The organism is Paenibacillus solani (genome assembly GCF_001277345.1).
Taxonomy (GTDB): Bacteria; Bacillota; Bacilli; order Paenibacillales; family Paenibacillaceae; genus Paenibacillus_AQ; species Paenibacillus_AQ solani.
In genome coordinates this window covers 571,744-595,994 of record NZ_LIUT01000003.1, presented here as the reverse complement: position 1 = coordinate 595,994, position 24,251 = coordinate 571,744, and the positions used below count along the sequence as shown (strand labels likewise).

The window sequence follows — 24,251 nt, the reverse complement described above, 5'->3', positions numbered from 1 at the left end:
AAGGGGAGAAGCATACGTGAAAGGGTTTAGGCCGGATAAGCGCAAACAAGAAGAACAAACTGCCGGCAGTCAATTTAACTTGCGGGTAAACGTGTTTTTTTTCAGTACATTTATCATATTTTGTGTCATCATTATACGACTGGCGATACTGCAGTTCGTGGAAGGGCCTGAGCTGAAAGAACTCGAAACCGGAGGGCAGGTTAAGAACTTCCCGCTGCAGCCGATCCGAGGCAGCATCATTGATGCTTCGGGAACACCGATTGCTTATTCGACGCCCTCTCAAGCGCTGTATTTAACGCTGTTAAAGGATTACAGCTCATCTGAGCGGGGAAAGAAGAATCGGCCGGAGATCCAGAAGCTGGCTGAGGAAATGGTTAAGGTATTCGACAAATATGGTGACCCCAAAGCAGATAAGCTAACCGTGGATGATGTAATCAAAGCGATGGACCTGGAATTTAACAAGCAGCCGGGTTATGAGCCTAGACGTATTAAGGCGGATTTATCGACTAAAGAAGTCGCTTATTTTATGGAGCATAAGAGCGAGTATCCCGGGGTTGAGGTTGTGGAAGAGAGTCAGCGTCAATATAATCCGGACAAAATCGCCGTGCAAACGATCGGTTATTTGAGGGAGTTCCGCGGAAATAAAACGCTCGATAAATATAAAGAGATCGATGAGAAGAACAAAACGCAAAAAGATCCGGGGCTCATTTACACCGAACAGGAGAAGGTAGGCGTAGATGGACTTGAAATGATGTTCCAGGATGAACTGCGAGGCAAGAATGGATATATCGGTATTCCGATTAATCCGCAGAACATGGCCAGCGGGGTGCCGACTATGGTCGCTCCGGAGAAAGGCTACAATATTCATTCGACGATCCATAAAGATATTCAGAAGGTTGCCCAGCAAGCGATCCTGGATCAATTGAAATGGCTTCACACCAATACAGTATCTGGTAAGACACATCCGAATGCACAAACGGGTTATGCTGTAGCGATGGAGGTGGACACTGGTAATATTGTTGCCATGGCCAGTATGCCGGACTATGACCCCAATGTATGGGAGAATGGAACCGACGATTGGGAAACCGTTATGAAGTATTATGGCAATGGAACCATCTCTCCATACAACTCGGGCCGATCCGGGAACAATTTGGAGTCGGTTGTGCTGTTGGGTTCGACAGTAAAGCCATTAAGTGTACTCATTGGACTTAATGAAAAATTGTTCGGGCCGAACGATTATTATTATGATGGCGGTGCTGCATTCTTTGGTAAAGATAACTCAAGGGTTCGGAACTCCGGCGGTAAAGCCTATGGGTCCCTGAACGCAAGAAAAGCGATCGAGCATTCCTCCAATGCCTTCATGGTTGATTGGGTTGGGGAACGCCTCTATAACAAATACGGACCCGAATCCGTTGGAAAATGGGATGAATATATGAAGAAGTTTGGACTGGGGGTGTCCACGGAATCAGGTCTGCCGAAAGAACATAAAGGAATCATTGAGTATACCAATATCGAGCAGGCGGGAAGTTATCTGGCTGCCATGGCATACGCTTCATTCGGACAGTCCGGTAAATATACGACGCTCCAATTGGCACAGTATGCCAGCACGCTTGCCAATCAGGGCGAGCGCATCCGGCCGCAGCTTGCGAGCAAGATTGTGGATCAGGACGGAAATGTGATTAAGGAATTCAAGCGCGAAATATTGAACAAAGAGGAGTTTCCACAACAGTACTGGAATGAAGTGATTGCAGGGATGAATACGCAAGGACTTCGTGCCTTTGAAGATTTCAAATACGATTTTGCCCGTAAAACCGGTACATCTGAGCAGTTGGTTGGTGGAAGAATGATCGAAAACGGGGTGTTCATCGCCTTCGCACCACGCCAGAATCCTAAGCTTGCGGTGGCGGTTGTAATACCGGAAGCAGGCTTCGGTTCTCAGAGTGCTGCGCCGGTTGCCCGTAAGATTTTTGATGCGTATGATGAGATTTATGGACTTGACGGTACGCCTCATCCCAAGAAAACGGATGATCAAGAATGAGGTAAGGCTATAAGGGGGTAACACCATGAATAAGAAATATCGTTTATTAGCACTGGATATGGATGGTACACTGCTTCAAGATGATCATGAAGTATCGGAGGAAACAAGAAAGTGGATCAAAGAAGCGGTTCGGCAGGGTATTCATGTCTGTCTATCGACAGGTCGGTCGTTTCGGGATGCATACCCATATGCCAAACAGCTAGAGCTAATGACACCGATGGTAACGGTGAATGGCGGTGAGGTATGGCGCGCTCCTTATGAACTGCATCGCCGGGCGCTGCTGGACAGCAAGTTAGTGGAGCAAATGCATGCCCTGGCCGTTGAAACCGGATCATGGTATTGGGCGTATGCAGTAGATAGATTGTTTAATTACGAGAACTGGACAGATGATATCGCGAATCAGGAATGGTTGAAGTTTGGTTACACCACGAACGATCATGAGGTGCGCCACAATATTCTGATGCGTTTGCAGGAGATGGGCGGGCTGGAGATCACGAATTCCTCGCCGGATAACCTGGAAATCAATCCACTGGGTGTTAACAAAGCGACCGGAATCGAACAGGTGTGTGAACTGCTTGGTATTCAAATGTCTGAGGTCGTAGCCGTGGGCGATAGCTTGAACGATCTCGCTGTGATTCAGCAGGTAGGCCTGGGAGTAGCTATGGGCAATGCCCAGCAGACGGTGAAGGACGAGGCGGACATCGTGGTTTCTAGCAACAATGAGGATGGAATCGTGGAAGTCATCAGGGATCATATTCTGATCGAAGGGTGAGATGTCGATGGACATATTAGGCTGGATTATCGTCATCGCTTTGTTTATCATTGGGATGGCAGGAGCGATTTACCCGATTTTGCCGGGGGTTGTCGCTATTTACCTGGCGTTGTTCGTTTACGGCTGGTTCTTTACGTTTGAGCATTACAATATGTGGTTCTGGATCATTCAGACCCTAATTCTCGTAGTGCTCTTTATTGCCGATTATGCTGTTAACGCATGGGGAGTTAAGAAGCTTGGTGGTTCCAAAGCTTCGATATGGGGCAGTACGATCGGGCTGATTATCGGGCCGTTCGTTATTCCCGCTTTTGGATTGATTATCGGGCCGTTTCTTGGGGCCTTTCTGGGTGAAATGCTCGCTGGCTCGGGACCAAGCAAATCCATGAAGGTGGGCTTCGGTTCTGTCCTTGGATTGTTCAGCAGCATTGTGGTGAAGATTATCTTGCAGTTAGCAATGATTATCATTTTCTTCATCTGGATTTTCTAATCGACGCTTAGGAATCGCTGTAACAGGCGCTTTGGAGGAGAAAGAAGGGTACGGTTTTGTCTAAGAAGGAATCATTTATTAAAGGCACCATTATTTTGGCTGCCGCTGCGTTGGTAGCCCGCGTATTGGGCCTTGTTCAGCGGGTGCCGCTGGAGCATATGCTGAATGATATTGGGGATGCCTCATTCACACTCGCGAATAATGTGTACTTAATGCTATTGACTGTAGCTACTGCGGGCATTCCCAGCACGCTGAGCAAAATGGTATCGGAACGGCATGCTTTGGATAAGCCAGCAGAGGCCAGACGTGTATATCATGCAGCTCTTATATTTGCTGGGGCGGCAGGACTTTTTATGACGCTTCTGCTCTTTTTTGGCGCTCCTTTTTATGCTACCCATATTGCTAAACAGCCGGAGGCAGCCGCTGCTATTCAGGCCTTGGCACCTGCACTGCTGTTGTTTCCAGCCATAGCCATGATGCGGGGTTACTTCCAAGGACGTAATAACATGACCGCAGGCGGTATATCGCAGATCATTGAGCAGATTGCTAGGGTAGCAACAGCGATCGGCTTGGCTTATGTGCTGCTGCGGATAGGATACGATGATACCTGGATTGCAGCCGGCGCCTCGTTTGGTGGAGTGCTCGGCAGTATCGGAGCGTTTGCGGTGATGCTGTATTTCACAGTAAAGCTTCGCCGGAGTGATCGTGAGCTCAAGATGCCAGCAGCGGATCGTTCGATTCCGCTTGGCGGCATCTACCGGGATATATTCACACTGTCTATACCGATAGTGCTGTCCTCGTTGGCGGTACCGGCTGTTAACTTCATTGACGGTTCTATCGTAAAGCCTTTGCTCATGGGACAGATTGGTCTGGAACAGGCGACTTCTGCTCTAGGCATTTTGGGTAACCGCGCACAGAGTGTGGCAGGGATTCCGCCGATACTTGCGATTGCGCTCAGCACCTCGCTTATTCCGATTATTTCAGCGGCATTTGCCAGGAAAGATCAGGAGCATTTGAAGCAGCAGGTGACGCTGGCTATGCGTGTTGCTATCTTGACGGGCATGCCCGTCGTGATCGCCCTATGCGTTGCGTCCTATTCCATAAACGGCTTGCTGTTCAGTTCTCTGGGGGGAAGCGGAATCATCGGTCTTCTAACGTTCGGCACGATTTTCCAGATTACCATGATGACTACCAATTCCATTCTTCTTGGTATCGGTAAGGCCAAGCTGTCGATGGTCCATGTGATGATCGGAATTGCAGTCAAGCTGGCTGCCAGCTTCTTGCTATCTCAGTTCTTTGGCATTTATGGCATTATTGGCAGCACTGCCCTCTGTTTTCTTGTCATTACGCTGCTTAATTTGCGTTCCATCAAAGCGATTGTTTCCTTCTCGATTATGGGGGGACGCTGGGCAGGTTTCTTATTGACCGTGGCGGTTGCCGGAGGCATCGGCTATGGACTCAATCAGGCTGGTATTCAATTGGTGCATGTTATGCCAGCACGAGTAGCCTTCCTGATAACCTGTCTGGTGGTAGGCGCTGCTGTAGTTATTCTATACCTTGTACTGTTGGTGGTGCTTGGTGTATTGCGTAAAGATGAACTTAGCACGTACCCGCGCCCTTTACAGAAGGTGTTTCGTCCACTCATGAGATTGCAGTCTTCCCGTATCCGTGAGCGGAGTTAAACCGTTAAGATAAGGGAGCAAGAGCTAATATACAGGTTTATTAAAGAGACGATCCCGCAGTATCGGGATGGTCTCTATTTGCTATGGTACTAATGTCGATGGAATGGCAGCCGGGCAGCTGCATCGTGAGCGATGGAGGTTTTCTCCAGGGCTGCACGATGAGCATGAGTCATATCTGGCCGCAGCGGACGATGCGGTTTTCGAATATGCGTCAACATGGAATCGTCCTGGTACCAGTCGTAACGGGGGATGGGTTCGGAAGGTTCATCGTGCCAAACCTCTTCGAGACGGGGGCTGTACAGGCGCTGACCGGCCGGAAGCCATTCCGATTTGAGTAGATCAATGCTTACGTGAGCATGATTCATGGCCTGATCAACCGTTGGCGTAAACAAGGCAGGCCAATATTCGGCACGTGAGCCCTGATGTTTGGTTGATTGAGCGAATGCCAGCACAGCACGATGTATTTCCTCATAACCGAACAATAAAGCATACAGTGAACGGCCTGCCTTGATCCGAAGCGACAGGCTATCGAACTTGGGCAGGGTCAGCCCGGCTAATGGTCGGGAAGGAAGGTTTTGCCCAATGGTGTTATCCATATCGGATTTGTTCACATATCCGTCCCCTAGGGGAAACACGATTTGATTCAGCCTGGCAAGCTCGTGCGTTCGGAAGAGAGTATGCTTCAGAAGATGCTGCTGGTAAAAAGGGTGTTTTGCCACTCGTCCCTCAATGTAATTCTGCTCATTAATAATAAGGGCTATCGTGAGCAGAGAGCTTCCTCCATCCTGCCAAAACTGCTCCCAGAACGGTGCCATGAACGATGAAACATGTAAGTGTGGAAGTAAATGAAATAAAGGCTTTCCTTCTTTACGACTATGCATATAGAGAAGCAGCTGTGGATAAGCATCTTGAAAAATCAGGGCATTACAGCGTTCCAGAAAGCGGTATAGATTGTTCTTGAATGCCGGATCCGTGAGATCCGACATTAACCCACCCTTCAGATCACTCATATTCCAACCAGCATTACGCGACACCATATGGGCCAGCAGAGCCCAATGGATTTCAGGATAGGAGAGATAGCAGTCCCAGTATGCTTGAGTCCGGGTCACATTGCTGCGATTGGCCTCGGATGTTTTTTCATAGATGCGTTGTATAAGCTGCTGTTCTTCCCAGGGAATAGGATCAACTTGATAATCGTAATTCAGGGGAGGTCTCCGCTCCATTTCGCAGCAGCTCGATGAAAGAATTCCCTTCAGCTTTATGTGAATCGCATTCACAGCTGCGCGCTCCCACTGCAGCTCCTGTTTGCGGGTACGAAGCTTCATAGAGAATCGTAAAGAAGCGAATGCACCGGTCCATGACTCGGTCAAGGCATGGGATATGGCGGCTGTCCAGGATCCATCAGTGTCGCGTTTTCTTCTGTTCTTTACTTCGTGCGAGTGCATTACAGTTGTCACCTGCACTTTCTCATGATCATCCAGGTCATCAATATTATGTTGTCAGTATGCTCTAAACATTTGACTTCCACTCCACATTTTGATTCACTAGAAGAGAAGGAAGGAATTCGACGTAAAGGGGAGATAATCAATGGAAAAAATCACTTCAGAAGCAGAATTTCAGGTTGCAATCCAGTCTCCGCGACTGACAGTAGCCGTCTTCAAGGCCGATTGGTGCGGTGATTGCAAGTTTATCGATCCATTCATGCCAGAGGTTGAGACTAAATTCTCCAATCAGCTGACTTTGGTAGAAGTTGACGTCGATGCCGTTGGCGACGTAAGCCAACAGCAGAATATTATGGGTATACCAAGCTTTGTTGCCTATTCCGATGGTCGCGAGTTGGTTCGCTACGTTAACAAACTTCGCAAATCGCGCCAAGAGATTGAGGATTTTCTACAGCGTGCCGTTGATGTGTATGGTACGATTCATAAGTGATAATAGCACCGCCGCCACAGCTACTCGGGCGGCGGTTCTGTTTTTGAATCTATCTGCTTGGTTTGCACTGTCAAGTGCAGAATCGCGGAAATCAATCCCATTTTTGAACATTTTGTCACAATCGCTCAAGTGACCGTAGCCGCAGAATCAGGTATAATGAAATGTGGATTATGTAGTAATGGTATACTGTAAAGGTTTACAGATAGGAAATATAGTGAATGATTAAGAGCAGCAGGTGAGAAGAGTGAATGATAAACAATTAAAGTGGCTGAGTTACATAACATGCTTGGTGATGTTTTTTGCGACTTTCGGTGGCATGGTTGTAACCAAGACAGATTCGGGTCTTGGCTGTGGCCAGGAGTGGCCGTTATGTAATGGTAAGTTTGTCCCTGCTTATACAGTAGCTTCCATGATTGAATACTCGCACCGGGCAGTCAGTGGAATGGCGGGCTTGGCAGCCTTGGCTTCACTGCTTGCTTTTTGGAGATACAAGCGAGAGCGCAGGGAGTTGATGGCTTATGTGATTGGAACTTCCGTGTTCGTTGTTGTACAAGCCATTATGGGGGCACTTGCCGTAGTGAAACCCCAGTCGGCTGCCATCATGGCGCTGCATTTTGGCTTCTCACTGATTGCCTTTGCCTGCTCGGTTATGCTGGCACTGGGTATGCGGCGGCTGGAACAGGCGAAGAAACCGAGTGGCCGGGAAGGGCTGCCTCGTGTAAGCAAGGGCTTTCGGAATTTCGTGTGGGGGACTACTATATATAGTTATGTCGTGGTCTATGTCGGAGCGTTCGTCAGCCATACAGACTCCAGAGAAGGCTGCTCCGGTTGGCCGCTGTGTAACGGGGAAGTGATTCCCGAGCTTAGCGGTGGAGTCGGTATTGCCTTTATGCACCGGGTAGCAGCTTTGCTGCTGCTGATCGTGGTTGCTGTAATGGGGCATTTCGCCTACTGGCGTAATCGGGATAACCGTGAGATTCAGATGCTGGGCCTGTCTGCAACCCTTCTCTGTTTCCTACAGGTAATCAGCGGTGCCATCATAATGGGAACGATGCATAATGAGGAGGTCTATATCTTCTCTGCACTGGGACATACGCTGCTCATCTCGGCTTTGTTCGGCGTACTGTGTTATTTGAGCGTCCGGGTATGGCAGCTTAGCAGGCCGCATGAATCCGAGATGGTTCAGAATCACAGCATTCCCGGCGAAAAAGTGGTCTAAGCGTAACCATCACGACTTAAAGTCAAATATTCGATGTATAACCCTAAATGTTAGCAAAGTCCCCGAGCTGTAAGCTCGAGGGCTTTGTTGTATAGAAATGGACATCCGCTTTGTACATCATGGCATCTCTCCCTGCGCGCACAATGCATGGTTCGGGGCATGCTTGAATGGCTGTGGACGTGCAATATCCCGGCCCCTGTGGCTTGCCAAACGCCAATGAGAAGTTTGATTATCCAATGGATTTGTTTATATAAATTAGATATCACCCTTAGCTCGCAGACATGAACGCCATCTCTGGAAGCTGGCGCTGATGGGGATCGGTCGGTGGAAGGCCCGCTTGTTTATTTAACAGATAACAATCCTTAATGCCCTACATTTCCCGCTCGATATGGTGAGGGTTGTCTGTTGTTTCGAGGGCATCCTAAAAGAACGAAACGAATGAACCGGAGCCAGAACGAACCTCACGTGGAGAGGATTACAGGCCAGGAGGAATCAGGAAGAAGTCGCGGCAAGCGGACAAGCCTTATCGGTAATTGTAATTGCATGCAATCGGTGATAATCCAAAGACGCAAGGGGGGGCCGCTATGCTTCGCATGCTGCTCGGGGAACAGCCCCGACATAATAATGGCCTGCTGGAAGAAGCCATCGAATCGATGGTCAAGACATCCCAGCTGCTTCAGAAGGAAATAGATAAACATCAAGATCCGACGCATGATTTTCGCAAGCTTGAGATCTGGACCAAAGGCCTGATCGTATCCCTGGACGAGCTGGAGCAGAGCTGGAATGCAGCCAAACATTTCAGCCAATCCGTCCAGTCAGGTTATATCGATGATATGTCGATTCAGGAGCAGGGGGAATATCAGCGCTATGTATATTTTTACAAAAACGGGTTCATTCGCGTATTCTCGATCCTTGACAAGCTGGGTACGGTGTTGAATGATTTATACGATCTTAATACCTCCAAGGTAAAAGCGCACTTTTCTTATTTTACGGTGCTTAGGCAGTTCAGATTCCTCAAGTCACACGGTGAGCTGGCAGACGAACTGGAGGAGATTAAAGATCAATACAAGAAACCTCTGAACGCTCTTCGAAAACGGCGTAATGCTGAGATTCATTACATGAATGCCGAAATGCAGGATGATCTATGGCAGCGACACCAAGGACTAAAGGAAAAGATTGAGCTTGAGGATATTGATCAGCATTTGGATGACCTGAAACAGGGTCTCGAGATGGTATGCAAGAGCTTGGCAGCATCTTACAAATATACCAATAAGCTGTGGGCAGAGAATGGAATCAGGACATAGGTCTGATATCGCCATGAAATACCTTTTGACAAAAACTCAAAAAGATTCTATACTAGCAATTGCATTCATTAAGTTATTAAATCAGATCAAAATAATCGGAAAAATTATATATTGATGTTTTCTTATCGAGAGAGGCGGAGGGACAGGCCCGATGAAGCCCGGCAACCGACTCCAGCGTACCGCAGCATCAACGCGATGACGCTTGGAGTGACATGGTGCTAATTCCTTCAAAGTTAAAGGGTGGTCCTTTAGCTTTGACAGATGAGAAAAGGCGTTGACTTTTACGTAAAGAGGGCCCTTTTTGAATCTACAAAAAGAGGCTCTTTTCTATTGGGTAAAATAGATATGAAGCTATCGAAAAAGGAGGATTATCGGATTGATTGAGCTTAAGCAATTGACGAAACGGTACGGAAAAGCCGGAACTCTAACAACTGCCTTGTCCGACTTGGATTTGTCGATTGAAAAGGGAGAAATCTTCGGAGTCATTGGACACTCCGGCGCAGGTAAAAGTACATTGATCCGTTGTATCAATTTGTTGGAATGTCCCACCTCAGGCGAGGTATGGGTGAATGGCAAGAACTTAACATCGCTCGGCAAGAAGCAGCTCCAGACGGAACGCCGCAAAATCGGCATGATTTTTCAGCACTTTAACCTACTGTCTTCCGCAACCGTGTACGATAACATTGCATTTCCGCTGCGTCTGAACAAAACGTCGAAGGATGAAATAGAACGCAAAGTTAAAGAGCTGCTGGATTTGGTCGGACTGGAGGCCCACCGGGACAAGTATCCGTCCCAGCTGTCTGGCGGGCAGAAGCAGCGGGTCGGCATAGCCAGAGCGCTGGCGAGTGATCCGGAAGTGCTGCTGTGTGATGAGGCAACCTCTGCACTTGACCCTCAAACCACGGATTCAATCCTGCGCCTGCTGCTGGACATTAATAAAAGATTTCATCTGACAATCGTGCTGATCACACATGAAATGCACGTGATTCAAAGCATATGCGATAAAGTTGCGGTCATTCATCAGGGTGGCATCGTGGAGCAAGGGCCGGTGACGGAAGTATTCCTGAAGCCGAAGCATGAAGTGACGCGTGAATTTATCCGTCAGGAAATGGACAGCGGAGAAGCTTTGCGACTGGCCATTCAAGGCCAGGGGAATAGTCACTCCCGGGCGGTACAGATCACTTTCCTTGGATCAAAAACGTACGAATCCATTCTGTCTCAGACCGTGCATGAGACGGGCGTGAATTTTGCGATTCTGCAGGGAACGATATCCACGATTAAGGAGACGCCGTATGGCCAGCTTATCGTCCGTTTTGAAGGGATGGAGAGCGCCATCGATGCTACGATCGCCAAGCTGCTTGAACAGGGATTAGATGTGGAGGTGATTCAATAATGTTTGGACTTGATTTTACCCAGATTGACTGGACAGAAATATGGACGGCAACATGGGATACCCTGCGAATGCTGGGGGCTTCGGCTTTGTTCAGTTTTATTATTGGATTGCCAGTAGGCGTGCTGCTCTACATGGCCGCCAGATCTACGTCGGCCCTCGTACGCTTTGGATACTCGATCCTGTCATTCATTGTGAACATCCTGCGTTCGATTCCGTTCATTATCCTGATTGTGGCCATGATCCCGATTACAAAATCGCTTGTGGGTGTTTCGTTTGGTGTACTAGGAACCATTCCACCGCTCGTGGTAGGGGCTGCGCCGTTCTTTGCCAGACTGGTGGAAACGGCCTTGAACGAAGTAGATAAAGGCGTAATCGAAGCAGCTCATGCGATGGGCTCCTCGACAAGTCAAATTGTATGGAGGGTACTCCTTCCCGAGGCCCGCCCGGGTTTGCTGGCCGGGATGACGATCACGATTGTGACCCTGGTATCTTACACTGCCATGTCCGGCCAAGTCGGCGGGGGCGGATTGGGAGATTTGGCTATCAAGTACGGATACTACCGTTATGAGACTGAAATTATGATTCTGGCCGTTGTTTTAATGATCATACTGGTGCAGGTCCTTCAAATGGTTGGTGACCGCTTAGTACGACGTTATACAAGAAAATGACGGATAATTGAAGCATCAAGAAAGACAACATATAAATAATATATTTTTCGGAGGGAGAGGTTTTAGCATGAAAAAGTGGACATTAGCATTGATTAGTTTGGCATTGGTAACGGTGCTGGCTGCATGCGGCAGCAAGCCTGCGGATAACGCATCGGAGCCAGGGGGAACAACGGGAGGCGACAATCAGGAGACGGTAACCTTGAAAGTTGGGGCTTCGCCATCACCTCACGCCAAGATTCTGGAGCATGTCAAACCAGCACTTGAAAAAGAGGGCGTGAATCTGGAAATCGTGGAGTTTACAGACTATGTTCTGCCAAATACACAAGTGGATTCTAAAGAAATCGACGCAAATTTCTTCCAGCACAAGCCTTATCTGGATAATGAGATCAAGGAGCGTAAATTGAACCTTGAACCTGTAATCGCCGTCCATGTGGAACCGCTAGGCGCTTACTCCAAAACGATTAAATCTGTGGATGAGCTGAAGGACGGAGCTATTGTAGCTATCCCGAATGATCCTTCGAATGGGGGCCGTGCACTCACCTTGCTATCCAAAAATGGCATAATCAAGCTGGCGGATGAAACGAAGCTTGAAGCTACCGCCAAGGATATCGTGGAGAATCCGAAGAACCTGAAGTTCAAGGAAGTTGAAGCTCCAATGCTGCCGCGTATGCTCGATGAGCTGGATCTGGCTGTCATCAATACGAACTACGCGCTGGAAGCGGGACTCGATCCGACGAAGGATGCGCTCTTTATTGAAGACAAAGAGAATCCTTATGCCAACCTGCTGGTAGCTCGTCCAGACAACAAGGATTCCGATGCTATTCAGAAATTGGCGAAGGCGCTGACTTCCGAAGACGTAAAAACTTTTATTGAACAAGAGTACAAAGGTGCTGTAATTCCGGCATTCTAATCGAGTTGCATTCATTAAGAAAGGGTATGCTCCAGAAGACCTGTAGGTCTTTAAGGAGCATGCCTTTTCTTTTTTGTGGCTTTGTAATATGTGGCCTCTTAAGTTGTGAGGGCTTATGAAATCTTTTATACTGAAGAAAGGATAGCCATCTGAGGAGGGAAAGCCTTGAAGGGAAAAGTGGCGCTGATTACAGGCAGTGCGACAGGTTTAGGAAAAATGACGGCTCTGGCGTTAGCTCGTCAGGGGTGTGATCTTGTTATAAATTATGTAAATAGCAAGGATGAGGCAGAGGCGCTGTCCCGTGAAATTGAAGGGCTGGGTGTCAGATCTATTGCAATTAAAGCGGATATCGCGAGCGAGCGTGAGCTGTATTCATTGGTGGATCAGACGGAGGAGAAGCTGGGAAGCGTTGATATTCTGGTGAATAACGCTGGTCCGTTTATTCGGGAACGTCGTCTGTTCTCAGAGTACAGCCGTGATGAAATCGTACATATGGTTAATGGTAATTTAACCGGCGTGATGCTGCTGGACCATCGGGTGCTGCCTGCCATGCGGGATAAGAAATGGGGACGCATTATCCACTTTGGCTTCGGTCATGCGGGAGAGGCCAGGGCCTGGCCTCAGCGCGCAGCCTATGCAGCTGCCAAAGTAGGCTTGGTTTCGTTTACGAAGTCGCTTGCCGTGGAAGAAGCACCGTATGGCATCACCGTGAACATGATCTGTCCCGGGGATATCCGTGGGGTGAATAAAGAGAAAACTATTGCCGAAGTGTCAGGAACTTTCGATGGGCTGACTCCACGGGGAAGATCAGGTAGTGGAGAGGACATCGCCCGAGTGATTGAATACTTATGCCTCGACAACTCCGATTTCATTACGGGCAACATTATGGATATATCCGGGGGACTCGATCCAATCCGTCCTCTGATTAAGAATGATTAACGCACTGCACTATGTTTCCTTATCAAAAAAAGAGTCTTGGTTCCACAGGGGAAGCCAAGACTCTTTATAGTTTAAAGAATAATTTTAGAATACTTGTACTACTTCTTGAATGCCTTCTACTTCTTCAACCAGGGCACGTTCGATCCCGGCTTTCAAAGTAATGGTGGAGCTTGGACAGCTACCGCATGCACCCATCAATTTCAGCTTAACGATGCCGTCTTCAACGTCGACCAATTCCACGTCACCGCCGTCGCGCTGCAGGAACGGACGAAGTTTATCAAGAACTTCAGCCACTTCATCATATACAGTGGTTTGCGTGTTTTCACTCATCTTGTTCAACTCCTTTCCTCCCTATATTATAGTACATAAATCGGCAAAATAAAATGCCAATCTTAAGGCAGGTCTAATATCATGTCCATTATCATTGAGTTTTGTACAAATAATTCATACTTCGGTACTGATAAAGTACTGAGCACGCTTGAAGACCGATTCGATTGCCAGGTTGTTGAATATGGCTGCCTCACCAGTTGTGGGCAATGCTACCTCATGCCTTTCGCCTATGTGGACGGCGATTGGGTTGAGGCACCAACAGCAGAAGAGCTTCTGGAAGTTATTGTACAGAAACTTGAAAGCTTTCAGGACGATGAAGGGAAAAGCTGACGATCCGCTCTGCTCTGTGGAATCCTTCTATAGAAGGATTTATAAGCACATAACCCAGGCCTTTAGACTAGTAATGACGCTTGGATTTCCAGAGCACGCCGCTCTTCAATATTCTTGGCACCCGGCCCATCACTGATGTGCTGCCCATGAGGCCAAAGCCCGCATGTTTGCCAAGGGAACCTAGCGTCCCCTTCAGCTTAAGCGGAGATACTCGGGGCGTATCCTCACGCCATAAGGCTTTCATGACATGTCCTACTTGCTCGGCTTGAGCACCAGCAGCTTGTGCACTTGGAACGAATGGGAGGCTGGCACAGTCTCCGATCACATACACCTCCGGATGGGAGGGTACTTGATACCACTCGTTCAGCAGAATGCGTCCGCTGCGGTCTTTTGGCAGATCGAGATCCTGTACGACTTGTACAGGCTGGATCCCGGCTGTCCACACGGCCAAGTCTGTTGCAATGGGAACATCCATGTTATACACAGCGTTTTTCTCAACACGTGAAACGGAAACGCCGCTGTGGATATCAACATGATGCTCCTCAAACCAGCGATGAATATATGCAGACAATCGGTTGGGAAAAGAGGAAAGTACCCGTTGTCCCCGGTCCAAAATGGCGATATTCAGATCGGGCCGACTTTCACGGAGATCGGCAGCAAGCTCGATACCGCTTAAGCCTCCGCCAATGATATGAACTGACGCATACGGCCTCAGGTTGTTCAGGTTCAAATAGGTTTCCCGGGATGCGGAGAAAGATTGCAGGCTGAACGTAAATTCTTCAGCGCCGGGTACCCCATGATAGCGATCTGTACATCCGAGAGCAATAGCAAGCTGGTCGTATTCTACGGGATCATTGTTGTCCAGATTAATCAGCTTTTTGTCCAGATCAATGGATTTAACTTCGCCATAAACAATCTGGAGACGGTCATACACAGGAAATTTCACACGAACGGCGGTATCGGCCACGGTGCCTGCTGCCAGTGCATAATATTCGGTTTTAAGTCCTTGATATGGCATGCGGTCGATGAGCACGACCTCCACGTCCGGAGGAAGATAGCTGCTGAATAATTCTTGAATTAGGGCAAGACCACCATAGCCTCCGCCGAGAATGACGAGCTTTTTCATAGATTTCTCCCTTTCTCAAGAAATAAGAAGGTGGGCGTCAATCGCAAGAAAAACGCCGCTAAAAGCGGCTTAGGGTACCCACGCTATATTATCTCTTTAACCTATTTTCCGTTTCTTGGAACGCTGCAATTGATTCATCTCTGCGGTAGGGCTTATTCGTAAACCTTAACTTCGTTATAGAACGTATCGCGTTCAACCGGAATTCGGCCAGCACCCTGGATGAGCCATACAAGCTCTTTGCGTGTCAGACCTTCCGGAGTTAAGGCGCCAGCCGCATGGCTGATGCGTTCTTTCAGGATCGTACCATGAACATCGGAAGCACCAAAGCTGAGGGCAACCTGAGTTAATTGCGCACCGATATTAATGAAGTATGCTTTGATATGGTCGATATTATCAAGCATCAAACGACTGATCGCAATGGTTTTGAGATCTTCGTAAGCGGAGTTACGACGCATGATGCCTGCGTTCTTGTTCTTCGGCTGCATGGAGAGAGGAATAAATACCATGAATCCGCCTGTCTCATCCTGCAGATCACGGATTTGAAGCATATGGCGAATGCGGTCTTCATGGCTCTCGATCGATCCGTACAGCATGGTTGTGTGTGTTTTCATTCCAAGCTTATGTGCAGTGCGGTGTACGTCCAGGTACTGATCCACATTGGCCTTGTCTACCTTCATTTTTTGACGATATTGATCAGACAAGATCTCGGCACCGCCGCCTGTTAAAGATTGCAATCCTGCTTTTTGAAGCTCTTGCAGCACTTCCTTAGTGCTGAGTCCGCTAATGCGGGTGAAAAATTCAATCTCGGCAGCCGTATAAGCTTTAAGGGTTACTTCAGGGAAACGCTCTTTCAGTGCCTTGAGGGAATCAACGTAGTACTGGAATGGCACATGGTTATTATGTCCGCCAACGATATGGAATTCACGAATGCCCGGATGAATATGCTGTTCTACATACTCAATCATCTCAGCGCCGGACAGGGTATAGGAGCCTTCCTCGCCTTGGTCTTTACGGAAATTGCAGAATGCGCAGCGGGATTCACATACGTTGGTAAAATAGAGACTCATATTTTCGATAAAATAAACTTTTTTTCCGTTCTTGCGCAGATTGGCTTCATTCGCCAGCTGCCCAAGGGTAAGCAGATCGTCTGTTTGATACAAATACACACCGTCTTCGAGATTCAGTCGTTCGCCGCCTTGGACTTTCGCAACGATTTCAGCCATTCTCTGGTCGGTATAAGGTGTCACAATTGTGGACATATTCCATCCTCCTGTTCACACTTGAGCTGCCTGACAATGGAGCAGCATAAGTGATCATAAAGTGAATCACTCCCATTAGGGAACGGTCCGTTTGGTAGTAGTGGTTTAACAACGTTAGTAATGAATGGGCGAGCATAAAATCATTATTCAAAATAGGTTTGTGAAAAAAAATACAACTGTAGACTAGCCATAACCTTTTTCCGATTTTTAGCCGGGGGATGTGACAATAATCCAACAGTTGCCGCCCATGTTCCTTCCCTATTATAAACCTGACCCTTCGGGGTAGCAATACATATAGAGGAATTGAAAATAGGTTATTCCTCTCATGGCAAGTGGCCGTCATAACCACCTTGAGCGAACACGTGAACAGGAGTATACTTAAAGAATGAACAAAAAGGAGGGTGACCTATGATAACAATCAGCGATACAGCTGCAGAACGTCTGAAAGAAATGCTTGCTGAACAGGAAACGCCCAATATGTTCCTTCGATTGGGTGTCGCTGCCGGCGGTTGCAGTGGTTTTTCATATGCCATGGGCTTTGACGATCAAGAATCTGAGGCTGATGTATATATGGACCTGAAGGATATGAAAGTCGTTGTTGAAAAGGACGATTTGAAATACCTGAACGGTCTTGAGATCGACTTCGAGGAATCCGGCATGACAGGCGGATTTACGATCCACAATCCGAACGCTACCGTTACTTGCGGCTGCGGTTCTTCCTTCCGCACCGCAAAGGATGCGGGTAAACCGAACGAAGAGCCTTGTTAATCAGGTAGCCACGCGGTTGTAATCCGTTGATCTGAACGGATTCGAAATGGGAGCACTACACAGGATGTGCGTCCTGAATTACGGCCTCTATAGGAGTGATAGCCTTGTGCTATCACTCCTATAGAGGCCTATTTGTTATCTGGATCGGGCATATCCGGAAGATAATTATCTATATTATAAATTGGTTCCGGAAGGTAATTATCTATTCTGACAACCTCGGCAATGACATCATCGATCTTTAGAACAACTTCATGATTCGTGGATGTTTCATCTTTGATTTGTTTTGTTGATAGGGGATCCGTGAGAGTTAGAGATGGATGGAATTTTACGATCCCATCTTCCACAGGTACCACGATTTCATCAGTGCCTACCAATGTATAAGGCTCCTCTGGTATGCCGAGTTTATCGAAAGTAGCCAAGAAAAATAAATATGTTTTCCCTTCTTCTAAGATAGGTTCGTAGGTCGGGTATTCTTTTCCATCGTATAATCCACCTAATTGTTTCATCTTAAACATGTCTTGAGTGCCTTGATTAATCTCTCCGAAAATTATTTGTTCCGCTTTAATATCAAGGTCAGTGTAGACAGCATAAAATGGATCAGACTTATCCGAGCTTATATTTCTATTAGTCGCTGGATGTACTTTATCTACCGTTCCGATAACAACAAGATCCGAGCCGGCTATCAACTTTTCAAAATTTTCTACTCGATAGCCGCTGTCGGGAGTTGAAATAATATCACTTGCTTCAATCAATTTTTTTCCCCTGAACATGCTGATAAAGCGATAACTCCTAATAAAAGACTCGACATTATAATGATGTTCCTCATGGTATATCCTCATTTCCTTTATTTAGAAAGCATTTATACCGTTGATATCATCTTGTTGATATAACAACAAAAATAATGAATGGTTTTTACGGCTTCAATACAATAAAATGAAATCATTTCAGCAGGTAGCGCGTTATTTCCGCGTTAAATTACCGCTGTTTAGTCCTCATTTAGAACGAAAAAATGCAGCTTCCCTCGCAGTAACGAAGGAAGCTGCATTTTGTGCTCTTCTTATCCGATTAGACGGGAAAGAAGAAGGTATCGTTGAGCATAACGACAATCATTCCGCCTGCAACAAGCGAGAAGACGATACAGCCCACGCCGAGGCCACGGCGCTTGTCTTTGATGAACTTGAAGCCCATGACAAAGATCAAGATGGTTATGGCTGCAAAGGCAACCGACATGGCGACAGTAGCAATCCAGTACAAAACTTCAAACAGGTCTGCCAAAGGGGATAAAGCCTCCTTTAAATTATCCTGGGTGATGGATGTATTACAGACAAATCTCTGTCCTAACTATACGATAGATCACAGCATTTGGAAAGGGAAGCCCTTATGCTGACACGATAATGCCAATTATTAGGCATACGTTCAGGACAATCATCCAAGACAAATAGCGGATACAGGAATAGGATAACGTATGTCATGAATAAAAGGAGGGGAAAGCAGCATGGCGGGAAGACAATTGGCCAGCAAGTGGCTGAAAACGGAAACGTTGCTTACCGACCCGGAAGTTGCTCCCTACATTCCAGCTACCAAGCCATATGGAGGGGATAATCTGGACTCCATGCTCACCGAATATGGAATGGTTGTGATCAAGCCGATTGTGGGCACTGGTGGCAATGGGGTCATCCGAATACAAAAAAACGAAACGGGATATTTGATAACTCACAAAAGGCGTTCGGTCCATGTAAATACATTGCATTCCCTGTTATATGTACTAAACAGACTGAGACTGAGACGGCGATATTTGATACAGCAGGGTATTCATTTGGCCAGAATTCAAGGACGTCCGCTGGATTACCGGGTGAAGGTAGTTAAGGAACGGGGAAAATGGGGTTTTCGAGCCATGCTTGGGCGGCTTGCGAGTCCTGGGCTTTTCGTAACGAATGTCTGCAAAGGGGGAGTACTGCTTCGTTGCCGTCATGCGCTGCGATTATCGTTGCCCCATATTAATGCCGTAGAAAAACGAAACGAAATGCGTCATCTCACAAGGCAATGTATCTCGTTACTCGAATCCCGCTTTCCAGGGATCGGGGAGCTCGGTTTTGATTATGGAGTAGATACGGAAGGTAAAATATGGATTTTAGAAGTTAATACAAGACCAAGTTAATTTAGTTTATATGAATTTTTAATAGGGTAATAAAAAAATAAGCGAGAAATTCCGATATAATAATTGATCAATTTTTTTTATAGTAGATTTCCACATATCCTGTGTATAACATTTATCCCCATAATCCACTTTGATATGACCTAGTTTTTTACACTTACCAACAAATTATACACAGGATTTCCACAAGAGGCTGTGGATAAGCGAACAGTTGTTCCGTTTTCTGATGTCTGATATGATAGATTTAGGAAATTTGAGGAAGGGGTGTGAGAGGATGGCTATGTTAACGGATGAAATGCTTCTCGATTCCTATCATATGGCTGTTGAATTGAAGCTGGAGCGAGAGTTCATCACTCTACTGTTGGCTGAAATTCATAAACGGAACTTGGACACCGATTCCAGTAGCATCCTGCATTAACTCGATTTTTCGTATATAGAATAGATAAATTTACGACATGCACGTATATAATGTGGGAGCTTCAACCAAGTTCTACATATGACGGGTAGAAATAGAAAAGGTATCTTCGATCTCTGAGCGGCGCCTGGCCTCTCTAGAACGAAGATACCTTTTTTTCTATAGTAATACGTATTCAGATGAAGATAAAAGCTATAGCTATTACAGCTTCATGTTACTGCTGTGACCAGGAGCTAAGCGGGCATCCGGGTCGAAGTATACCTTGGCGTTATTTACAGCTGTAGGTGCTTCACCGAATCCGACAGCAATCAGTTTAACCTTACCCGGATAGGTTGTGATGTCGCCGGCGGCAAAAATACCAGGAATGCTTGTTTCCATGCGGGAATCTACGACGATGGAGTTATTCTCAATGGCAATTCCCCATTCGGAAATCGGGCCGAGAGAAGAGACAAATCCAAAATTGACGATGACATCGTCCACTTCGAGCTCTTGTGTTTCTTTGGTTTTGATATGCGAAAGCGTCACCTTGGTAATGGAACCTTCACCATGCAATTCGGAAATTTCGGTTGGGGTGATGATATCCACTTTCGATGCCATTAACTGCTCAACACTATGCTCATGGGCACGGAATTTATCACGACGGTGAACCAGGGTTACCTGTTCCGCGATCGGTTCGATCATAAGCGCCCAGTCTACTGCAGAGTCACCGCCTCCGCTGATCAATACCTTTTTGCCTTTGAAGCGGCTGAGATCGTTGACGAAATAATGAAGGTTGTTCTTCTCGTATTTCTCGCATCCTTCAATCTCCAAGCGACGAGGTTGGAATGCTCCTACGCCAGCTGTAATAATCACGGCTTTGGCATGGTGTTCGCCCAGATTCGTTTTTACAACGAAATGGCGTTCATCAAGCTTTTCCACAGATTGGACTTTTTCTTCAAGACGAATATCCGTGTTAAACAAATCCATCTGTGCGGAAAGATTGTTCACCAGCTCTTGAGCGGTTACTTTTGGGAAACCCGCAACGTCATAAATATATTTCTCGGGATACAGCGCAGCCAATTGGCCTCCAAGCTGAGGCATGCTCTCGATAAGTTTTACCGAAGCTTGGCGCATTCCGCCGTAAAAAGCAGCAAACATACCGGCAGGTCCGCCACCGATAATCAAAAGATCCGTCATATTGTTGTCTTGTGGCATCGTTGTCATGCGGTAAGCACCTCCATAAAATGAGTTTATATTCGAATCAGACAGACGTACTTGTCCGGAATAAGCTGATTCAGGAATTCTTACTTATTATAAGCTTCCCGAACCAGCATGAAAAGACGAGAATTGAGTTAAAACGCGTAACAATGAATTGGTTGCGCTTACTTTCGATAATAGGCGATATAACTGGAAGAATTTGCACATAAAATGGCAAAAAAATTCTTGATATTTGCAAGAATTATGCATATGATTAACGTGATAACTTGCGTTTATTGCGGGCTTGCTATATCTATTGGTGAGCATGTGCTTCTATAAGGATACCGCGGTATTTAGGCTTTTATTGATTTATTAGTAACCATCAGAACAAATGCTGGAACGGGCTCTGATTAGGGCTCTTCTCTTTTTTTGGATGTCATTTCACAGAATGTTAACATCTACACCATACTGTATATATAAAAGAAGTAAGTTGGAAGGAGCAGTAGAATGAGCAGCATACCGAAGATCGTAATCCTTGGCGCGGGTTACGGGGGCATATTGACAGCGCAGCGGCTGCAAAAAGAGCTGAATTATAATGAGGCCGATGTTACATTGGTGAATCGCCATGACTATCATTATATTACAACGCATTTGCATATGCCGGCAGCAGGAACAGACAGCATTGAGAACACTCGGGTATCCATATCCAAACTGATCGATGAGTTCAAGATCGACCTGGTGAAATCCTCGGTTCAGGAAATCCGGCTTCACGATAAGAAGGTCATTCTTGAAGATGGAACGTTGTCGTATGACTATCTCGTCATTGGACTTGGTGGAGAGCCGGAGACCTTTGGTATTCCAGGACTCGCTGAGCATGCGATGACCATTCGAAGCATCAACTCGGTTCGATTGATTCGGGAGCATATCGGATATCAATTTGCATTATATAAGAATGAGCGCAGACCACAAGAACGAATTAACTTTGTGGTGGGCGGAGCCGGCTTTAGCGGTATCGAATTTGTAGCCGAGCTGGCAGATCGCATCCCAAGGCTGTGTAAGGAATATGACGTAGATCCGGCCTTGGTTAATATCTATAATGTAGAAGCTGCTCCCGCTGCTCTTCCGGGCTTTGCACCGGAACTGGTAGAGTACGCGATGAATGTGCTTGAGAAGAAGGGCGTTACCTTCAAAATGGGCATTGCCATCAAGGAATGTCTACCGGGCGGCGTTATTCTGAGCAATGGGGAAGAGATTCGAGCCGCGACCGTAGTATGGACGGGCGGTATCCGCGGGAATCGCCTAATCGAAGCAGCAGGCTTCGAAACGATGAGAGGCCGCGTGAAGGTAGATGAGTATTTACGTGCCCCAGGTTATGAGAATATCTATATTATCGGTGATAATTCCTTGATTTTTAATGAGGAAGGTCGGCCTTACCCGCCTACTGCCCAGATGGCGATGCAGCAGGGCGTATGCTGTGCACAAAATATCGTTGCAGCGATTCGGGATAAGTCGATGCGCAAGTTTGAGTTCCATAACAAAGGAACCGTCGCATCCCTTGGTCGGGGTGAAGGGATTGCAGTGGTCGGAGATAAGAAATATCAGGGATGGAAAGCGGCCCAGCTGAAGAAACTGGTGGATCTGCGTTACCTATTCATCATTGGAGGCATTCCGCTTGTCCTGAAAAAAGGCAGGTTTCTATAAATGAGACATTGCAGCGTTCAAGTACGGGGGCTGCTCACGAGAGACGAGCTGGATCGTTACAATGCTCTGATGGAAGTCGGCTCCTATCTGGAGTCGCAAGAGCGGTATGATCTTGCATACACCATTCAACAGGAAGTTGACCTTCTTATTCTTCCTGCCATTGAGCGGCTCAAGGATAAAGGTCGTGCCCGGGACCGGGCGACGGCTGAATATCTTGAAAACTTGCGCAAGCAAGAGCAAGATGAGGACGACGGTGAGGAATAGAAGAAGGGATGCTCTCGTGTTGAGAGCATCCCTTTTTGCGTACATGCTGTTTATGTGCAGAAGGAATTATACCTTCATTAAATCTGTAAATGAAGCCTGATCAAGCAGATTTCCGACATAGAACGGACCAAACTCGCCGAAACGCGCACTTACCTCATCAAATCTCATTTCGTACACGAGCTTCTTGAACTGAAGCGCATCGTCACTGAAAAGGGTTACGCCCCATTCCCAATCGTCGAATCCAACGGAACCGGTGATGATCTGCTTCACTTTGCCGGCATAGCCCCGGCCGATCATACCATGACTTCTCATCATAGTTTTGCGTTCGTCCATGCTCAGCATGTACCAGTTATCCGATAAGTCCCGTTTCTTGTTCATCGGGTAGAAACAGATATGCTTCGATTTAGGCAGAGCCGGCTTCAGACGGGCAATGACATGCGGATTCTGCATCGGATCCTCATCGGAGGAGCCGGCCAGGTAGTTGCTCAGCTCGACAATGCTTACATAAGAATAAGCCTTGGTGGTGAACTGGGCGAACGTTGTTTTGTTAAAGGCATTCTCGATCGCGTTCAACTCTTCCAGCGTCTCGCGCAAAAGCATGAATACAAAATCGGCTTTCTGACCGACGATGGTATATACAGCGGTACTGCCTTTCAGAGCAGCTTCAAGGGCATCCCATTCCTCGAGGAACGCATTCAGCTCGTCCAGCGCAAAAGCACGTACTTCTTCATCTGCAGCTTTCCAGGCCGGCCAATTGATGGTGCGGAAATCATGCAGCGCATACCAGCCCTCAAGCGTCATAGCAGCTTCGTTCATGTGATCACTCCTAAACGTTATGTTCGTTATCATGGAAGCGGATGACCGCTTGCGTTAACTCACTACATTGTACTGTAAGCGCGGGCGTAAGGGCAAACGCTGACACAATGTATTCATGATTGTTCATTGATCTGTGACATTTTTTTTAGTAAACTAGCAATTAGCTAAAGCTTGGTGTGCTGTTTCTTGCTGAAATTAAGTAGGATAGCTGCTATGCGTAGGTGATAAAGAAGAGGTGAAAACAGCGATCATGCTTCAATTTATTCCTGTGCTCGTGCTGATGATTTTGTTTTTTGTCATGATGTTCGGTATCGGTTTTATCCTAAATATGTTGATGAAGACGACCTGGTTTCCATGCTTTCTGTTCGTGATTGTTATTTTGCCGGTCGTTGTATACAGCTTGTGGGATCGGGGCCAGATGTCGTTCTGGACCCATGTTGGATCGTTCCAACTGGTGGATTACTTAACGGGGGTAGCAGGTCTGATTGGTGCTTATATGAGCGGATGGACCATTAAGACATTGCGGATTAAGGGCTTTAGAATGTTTTAATCGATTTGTTGTAAATT

The 24,251-nt window shown here is 46.9% G+C and carries 26 protein-coding genes and 1 riboswitch; of the genes, 19 read left to right on the top strand and 7 right to left on the bottom strand.

Annotated features, from left to right (window positions below):
• Nucleotides 1–16: 16 nt before the first annotated feature.
• The 4 genes from AM231_RS20105 to AM231_RS20090 are packed head-to-tail and all read left to right on the top strand — an operon-like array spanning nucleotide 17 to nucleotide 4,979.
• The gene (locus tag AM231_RS20105) at nucleotides 17–2,038 is read left to right on the top strand and encodes a peptidoglycan D,D-transpeptidase FtsI family protein (RefSeq protein WP_054404233.1); all 2,022 of its coding nucleotides are present in this window, start codon (nucleotides 17–19) and stop codon (nucleotides 2,036–2,038) included.
• A gap of 25 nt (nucleotides 2,039–2,063) precedes the next feature.
• Nucleotides 2,064–2,810 (top strand): Cof-type HAD-IIB family hydrolase, encoded by a 747-nt coding sequence (locus AM231_RS20100; protein WP_054404232.1) that lies wholly within the window; start codon nucleotides 2,064–2,066, stop codon nucleotides 2,808–2,810.
• A gap of 7 nt (nucleotides 2,811–2,817) precedes the next feature.
• Nucleotides 2,818–3,297 carry a DUF456 domain-containing protein gene (locus AM231_RS20095; protein WP_053491553.1) on the top strand — a complete coding sequence of 160 codons (480 nt, stop codon included), beginning with the start codon at nucleotides 2,818–2,820 and terminating at the stop codon, nucleotides 3,295–3,297.
• 56 nt (nucleotides 3,298–3,353) lie between these two features.
• Nucleotides 3,354–4,979 carry a putative polysaccharide biosynthesis protein gene (locus AM231_RS20090; protein ID WP_054404231.1) on the top strand — a complete coding sequence of 542 codons (1,626 nt, stop codon included), beginning with the start codon at nucleotides 3,354–3,356 and terminating at the stop codon, nucleotides 4,977–4,979.
• An 89-nt stretch (nucleotides 4,980–5,068) separates the two neighbouring features.
• Here the strand turns inward: AM231_RS20090 and AM231_RS20085 are convergent, their stop codons facing one another.
• Nucleotides 5,069–6,424: a DUF2515 family protein gene (locus AM231_RS20085; RefSeq protein WP_054404230.1), complete on the bottom strand. Its 1,356-nt coding sequence runs from the start codon at nucleotides 6,422–6,424 to the stop codon at nucleotides 5,069–5,071.
• A 142-nt stretch (nucleotides 6,425–6,566) separates the two neighbouring features.
• Here AM231_RS20085 and AM231_RS20080 point away from each other — a divergent pair, with 142 nt between their 5' ends.
• The 7 genes from AM231_RS20080 to AM231_RS20050 all read left to right on the top strand — a co-directional run bounded on the left by AM231_RS20080 (nucleotide 6,567) and on the right by AM231_RS20050 (nucleotide 13,344).
• Nucleotides 6,567–6,911 (top strand): thioredoxin family protein, encoded by a 345-nt coding sequence (locus AM231_RS20080; protein WP_053491556.1) that lies wholly within the window; start codon nucleotides 6,567–6,569, stop codon nucleotides 6,909–6,911.
• 244 nt (nucleotides 6,912–7,155) lie between these two features.
• On the top strand, nucleotides 7,156–8,130 hold the full coding sequence (locus AM231_RS20075; protein ID WP_054404229.1) for a COX15/CtaA family protein: 975 nt from the start codon (nucleotides 7,156–7,158) through the stop codon (nucleotides 8,128–8,130).
• A 584-nt stretch (nucleotides 8,131–8,714) separates the two neighbouring features.
• Nucleotides 8,715–9,434 carry a Cthe_2314 family HEPN domain-containing protein gene (locus tag AM231_RS20070; RefSeq protein WP_054404228.1) on the top strand — a complete coding sequence of 240 codons (720 nt, stop codon included), beginning with the start codon at nucleotides 8,715–8,717 and terminating at the stop codon, nucleotides 9,432–9,434.
• A gap of 119 nt (nucleotides 9,435–9,553) precedes the next feature.
• Nucleotides 9,554–9,702, top strand: a riboswitch (SAM riboswitch).
• Nucleotides 9,703–9,810: 108 nt separating this feature from the next.
• The gene (locus AM231_RS20065) at nucleotides 9,811–10,827 is read left to right on the top strand and encodes a methionine ABC transporter ATP-binding protein (protein ID WP_054404227.1); all 1,017 of its coding nucleotides are present in this window, start codon (nucleotides 9,811–9,813) and stop codon (nucleotides 10,825–10,827) included.
• The gene (locus AM231_RS20060) at nucleotides 10,827–11,495 is read left to right on the top strand and encodes a methionine ABC transporter permease (RefSeq protein WP_054404226.1); all 669 of its coding nucleotides are present in this window, start codon (nucleotides 10,827–10,829) and stop codon (nucleotides 11,493–11,495) included. The genes AM231_RS20065 and AM231_RS20060 overlap by 1 nt, the downstream gene beginning before the upstream one ends.
• Nucleotides 11,496–11,562: 67 nt before the next feature.
• Nucleotides 11,563–12,405: a MetQ/NlpA family ABC transporter substrate-binding protein gene (locus tag AM231_RS20055; protein ID WP_054404225.1), complete on the top strand. Its 843-nt coding sequence runs from the start codon at nucleotides 11,563–11,565 to the stop codon at nucleotides 12,403–12,405.
• Between the two features lie 165 nt (nucleotides 12,406–12,570).
• On the top strand, nucleotides 12,571–13,344 hold the full coding sequence (locus tag AM231_RS20050; protein ID WP_054404224.1) for an SDR family oxidoreductase: 774 nt from the start codon (nucleotides 12,571–12,573) through the stop codon (nucleotides 13,342–13,344).
• A gap of 84 nt (nucleotides 13,345–13,428) precedes the next feature.
• Here the strand turns inward: AM231_RS20050 and AM231_RS20045 are convergent, their stop codons facing one another.
• A complete protein-coding gene (locus tag AM231_RS20045; protein WP_006212609.1) occupies nucleotides 13,429–13,674 on the bottom strand; it encodes a NifU family protein in 246 nt (81 codons plus the stop codon).
• Between the two features lie 81 nt (nucleotides 13,675–13,755).
• Between AM231_RS20045 and AM231_RS20040 the strand changes: the two genes are divergently transcribed.
• Nucleotides 13,756–14,004, top strand: coding sequence for a YuzB family protein (locus AM231_RS20040; RefSeq protein ID WP_054404223.1), 249 nt, complete (start codon nucleotides 13,756–13,758; stop codon nucleotides 14,002–14,004).
• A gap of 67 nt (nucleotides 14,005–14,071) precedes the next feature.
• On the opposite strand, the gene AM231_RS20035 is transcribed toward AM231_RS20040, so the two are convergent.
• A complete protein-coding gene (locus tag AM231_RS20035; RefSeq protein WP_054404222.1) occupies nucleotides 14,072–15,130 on the bottom strand; it encodes an NAD(P)/FAD-dependent oxidoreductase in 1,059 nt (352 codons plus the stop codon).
• Between the two features lie 152 nt (nucleotides 15,131–15,282).
• On the bottom strand, nucleotides 15,283–16,389 hold the full coding sequence (gene mqnE, locus AM231_RS20030) for an aminofutalosine synthase MqnE (RefSeq protein WP_054404221.1): 1,107 nt from the start codon (nucleotides 16,387–16,389) through the stop codon (nucleotides 15,283–15,285).
• A 408-nt stretch (nucleotides 16,390–16,797) separates the two neighbouring features.
• Between mqnE and AM231_RS20025 the strand changes: the two genes are divergently transcribed.
• Nucleotides 16,798–17,157 (top strand): HesB/IscA family protein, encoded by a 360-nt coding sequence (locus AM231_RS20025; protein ID WP_054404220.1) that lies wholly within the window; start codon nucleotides 16,798–16,800, stop codon nucleotides 17,155–17,157.
• 128 nt (nucleotides 17,158–17,285) lie between these two features.
• Here AM231_RS20025 and AM231_RS20020 read toward each other — a convergent pair whose 3' ends face one another.
• Nucleotides 17,286–17,909 (bottom strand): hypothetical protein, encoded by a 624-nt coding sequence (locus tag AM231_RS20020; protein ID WP_131724783.1) that lies wholly within the window; start codon nucleotides 17,907–17,909, stop codon nucleotides 17,286–17,288.
• Nucleotides 17,910–18,090: 181 nt separating this feature from the next.
• Between AM231_RS20020 and AM231_RS29695 the strand changes: the two genes are divergently transcribed.
• From AM231_RS29695 to sda, 3 genes are all read left to right on the top strand, one after another.
• Nucleotides 18,091–18,441, top strand: a complete 351-nt coding sequence (locus AM231_RS29695; protein ID WP_207383643.1) for a hypothetical protein — start codon at nucleotides 18,091–18,093, stop codon at nucleotides 18,439–18,441.
• A gap of 211 nt (nucleotides 18,442–18,652) precedes the next feature.
• A complete protein-coding gene (locus AM231_RS20010) occupies nucleotides 18,653–19,315 on the top strand; it encodes a YheC/YheD family protein (protein WP_054404218.1) in 663 nt (220 codons plus the stop codon).
• Nucleotides 19,316–19,586: 271 nt separating this feature from the next.
• On the top strand, nucleotides 19,587–19,730 hold the full coding sequence (sda, locus tag AM231_RS20005) for a sporulation histidine kinase inhibitor Sda (protein WP_106406105.1): 144 nt from the start codon (nucleotides 19,587–19,589) through the stop codon (nucleotides 19,728–19,730).
• A gap of 198 nt (nucleotides 19,731–19,928) precedes the next feature.
• On the opposite strand, the gene AM231_RS20000 is transcribed toward sda, so the two are convergent.
• On the bottom strand, nucleotides 19,929–20,930 hold the full coding sequence (locus AM231_RS20000; protein WP_054404217.1) for an NAD(P)/FAD-dependent oxidoreductase: 1,002 nt from the start codon (nucleotides 20,928–20,930) through the stop codon (nucleotides 19,929–19,931).
• Between the two features lie 480 nt (nucleotides 20,931–21,410).
• On the opposite strand from AM231_RS20000, the gene AM231_RS19995 reads away from it, so the two are divergent.
• Entirely contained in the window at nucleotides 21,411–22,604 is a 1,194-nt protein-coding gene (locus AM231_RS19995; protein WP_053491571.1) for an NAD(P)/FAD-dependent oxidoreductase, read from the top strand.
• A complete protein-coding gene (locus tag AM231_RS19990; RefSeq protein ID WP_054404216.1) occupies nucleotides 22,605–22,868 on the top strand; it encodes a hypothetical protein in 264 nt (87 codons plus the stop codon).
• 66 nt (nucleotides 22,869–22,934) lie between these two features.
• On the opposite strand, the gene hemQ is transcribed toward AM231_RS19990, so the two are convergent.
• Nucleotides 22,935–23,684 carry a hydrogen peroxide-dependent heme synthase gene (hemQ, locus tag AM231_RS19985; protein ID WP_054404215.1) on the bottom strand — a complete coding sequence of 250 codons (750 nt, stop codon included), beginning with the start codon at nucleotides 23,682–23,684 and terminating at the stop codon, nucleotides 22,935–22,937.
• A 250-nt stretch (nucleotides 23,685–23,934) separates the two neighbouring features.
• Here hemQ and AM231_RS19980 point away from each other — a divergent pair, with 250 nt between their 5' ends.
• The gene (locus AM231_RS19980; protein ID WP_015737411.1) at nucleotides 23,935–24,234 is read left to right on the top strand and encodes a YuiB family protein; all 300 of its coding nucleotides are present in this window, start codon (nucleotides 23,935–23,937) and stop codon (nucleotides 24,232–24,234) included.
• Nucleotides 24,235–24,251 lie beyond the last annotated feature (17 nt).

Excerpts from the sequence above, each read along its gene's own strand:
- AM231_RS20035 (WP_054404222.1), bottom strand. The coding sequence starts at position 15,130 with ATGAAAAAGCTCGTCATTCTCGGCGGAGGCTATGGTGGTCTTGCCCTA.
- AM231_RS20000 (WP_054404217.1), bottom strand. The coding sequence starts at position 20,930 with ATGACAACGATGCCACAAGACAACAATATGACGGATCTTTTGATTATC.
- AM231_RS19995 (WP_053491571.1), top strand. The coding sequence starts at position 21,411 with ATGAGCAGCATACCGAAGATCGTAATCCTTGGCGCGGGTTACGGGGGC.
- AM231_RS20085 (WP_054404230.1), bottom strand. The coding sequence starts at position 6,424 with ATGCACTCGCACGAAGTAAAGAACAGAAGAAAACGCGACACTGATGGA.
- hemQ (WP_054404215.1), bottom strand. The coding sequence starts at position 23,684 with ATGAACGAAGCTGCTATGACGCTTGAGGGCTGGTATGCGCTGCATGAT.
- AM231_RS20100 (WP_054404232.1), top strand. The coding sequence starts at position 2,064 with ATGAATAAGAAATATCGTTTATTAGCACTGGATATGGATGGTACACTG.
- AM231_RS20060 (WP_054404226.1), top strand. The coding sequence starts at position 10,827 with ATGTTTGGACTTGATTTTACCCAGATTGACTGGACAGAAATATGGACG.
- AM231_RS20010 (WP_054404218.1), top strand. The coding sequence starts at position 18,653 with ATGGCGGGAAGACAATTGGCCAGCAAGTGGCTGAAAACGGAAACGTTG.
- sda (WP_106406105.1), top strand. The coding sequence starts at position 19,587 with ATGGCTATGTTAACGGATGAAATGCTTCTCGATTCCTATCATATGGCT.
- AM231_RS20045 (WP_006212609.1), bottom strand. The coding sequence starts at position 13,674 with ATGAGTGAAAACACGCAAACCACTGTATATGATGAAGTGGCTGAAGTT.
- AM231_RS20070 (WP_054404228.1), top strand. The coding sequence starts at position 8,715 with ATGCTTCGCATGCTGCTCGGGGAACAGCCCCGACATAATAATGGCCTG.
- AM231_RS29695 (WP_207383643.1), top strand. The coding sequence starts at position 18,091 with ATGAAATCATTTCAGCAGGTAGCGCGTTATTTCCGCGTTAAATTACCG.
- AM231_RS19980 (WP_015737411.1), top strand. The coding sequence starts at position 23,935 with ATGCTTCAATTTATTCCTGTGCTCGTGCTGATGATTTTGTTTTTTGTC.
- AM231_RS20040 (WP_054404223.1), top strand. The coding sequence starts at position 13,756 with ATGTCCATTATCATTGAGTTTTGTACAAATAATTCATACTTCGGTACT.
- AM231_RS20095 (WP_053491553.1), top strand. The coding sequence starts at position 2,818 with ATGGACATATTAGGCTGGATTATCGTCATCGCTTTGTTTATCATTGGG.
- mqnE (WP_054404221.1), bottom strand. The coding sequence starts at position 16,389 with ATGTCCACAATTGTGACACCTTATACCGACCAGAGAATGGCTGAAATC.
- AM231_RS19990 (WP_054404216.1), top strand. The coding sequence starts at position 22,605 with ATGAGACATTGCAGCGTTCAAGTACGGGGGCTGCTCACGAGAGACGAG.
- AM231_RS20080 (WP_053491556.1), top strand. The coding sequence starts at position 6,567 with ATGGAAAAAATCACTTCAGAAGCAGAATTTCAGGTTGCAATCCAGTCT.
- AM231_RS20025 (WP_054404220.1), top strand. The coding sequence starts at position 16,798 with ATGATAACAATCAGCGATACAGCTGCAGAACGTCTGAAAGAAATGCTT.
- AM231_RS20055 (WP_054404225.1), top strand. The coding sequence starts at position 11,563 with ATGAAAAAGTGGACATTAGCATTGATTAGTTTGGCATTGGTAACGGTG.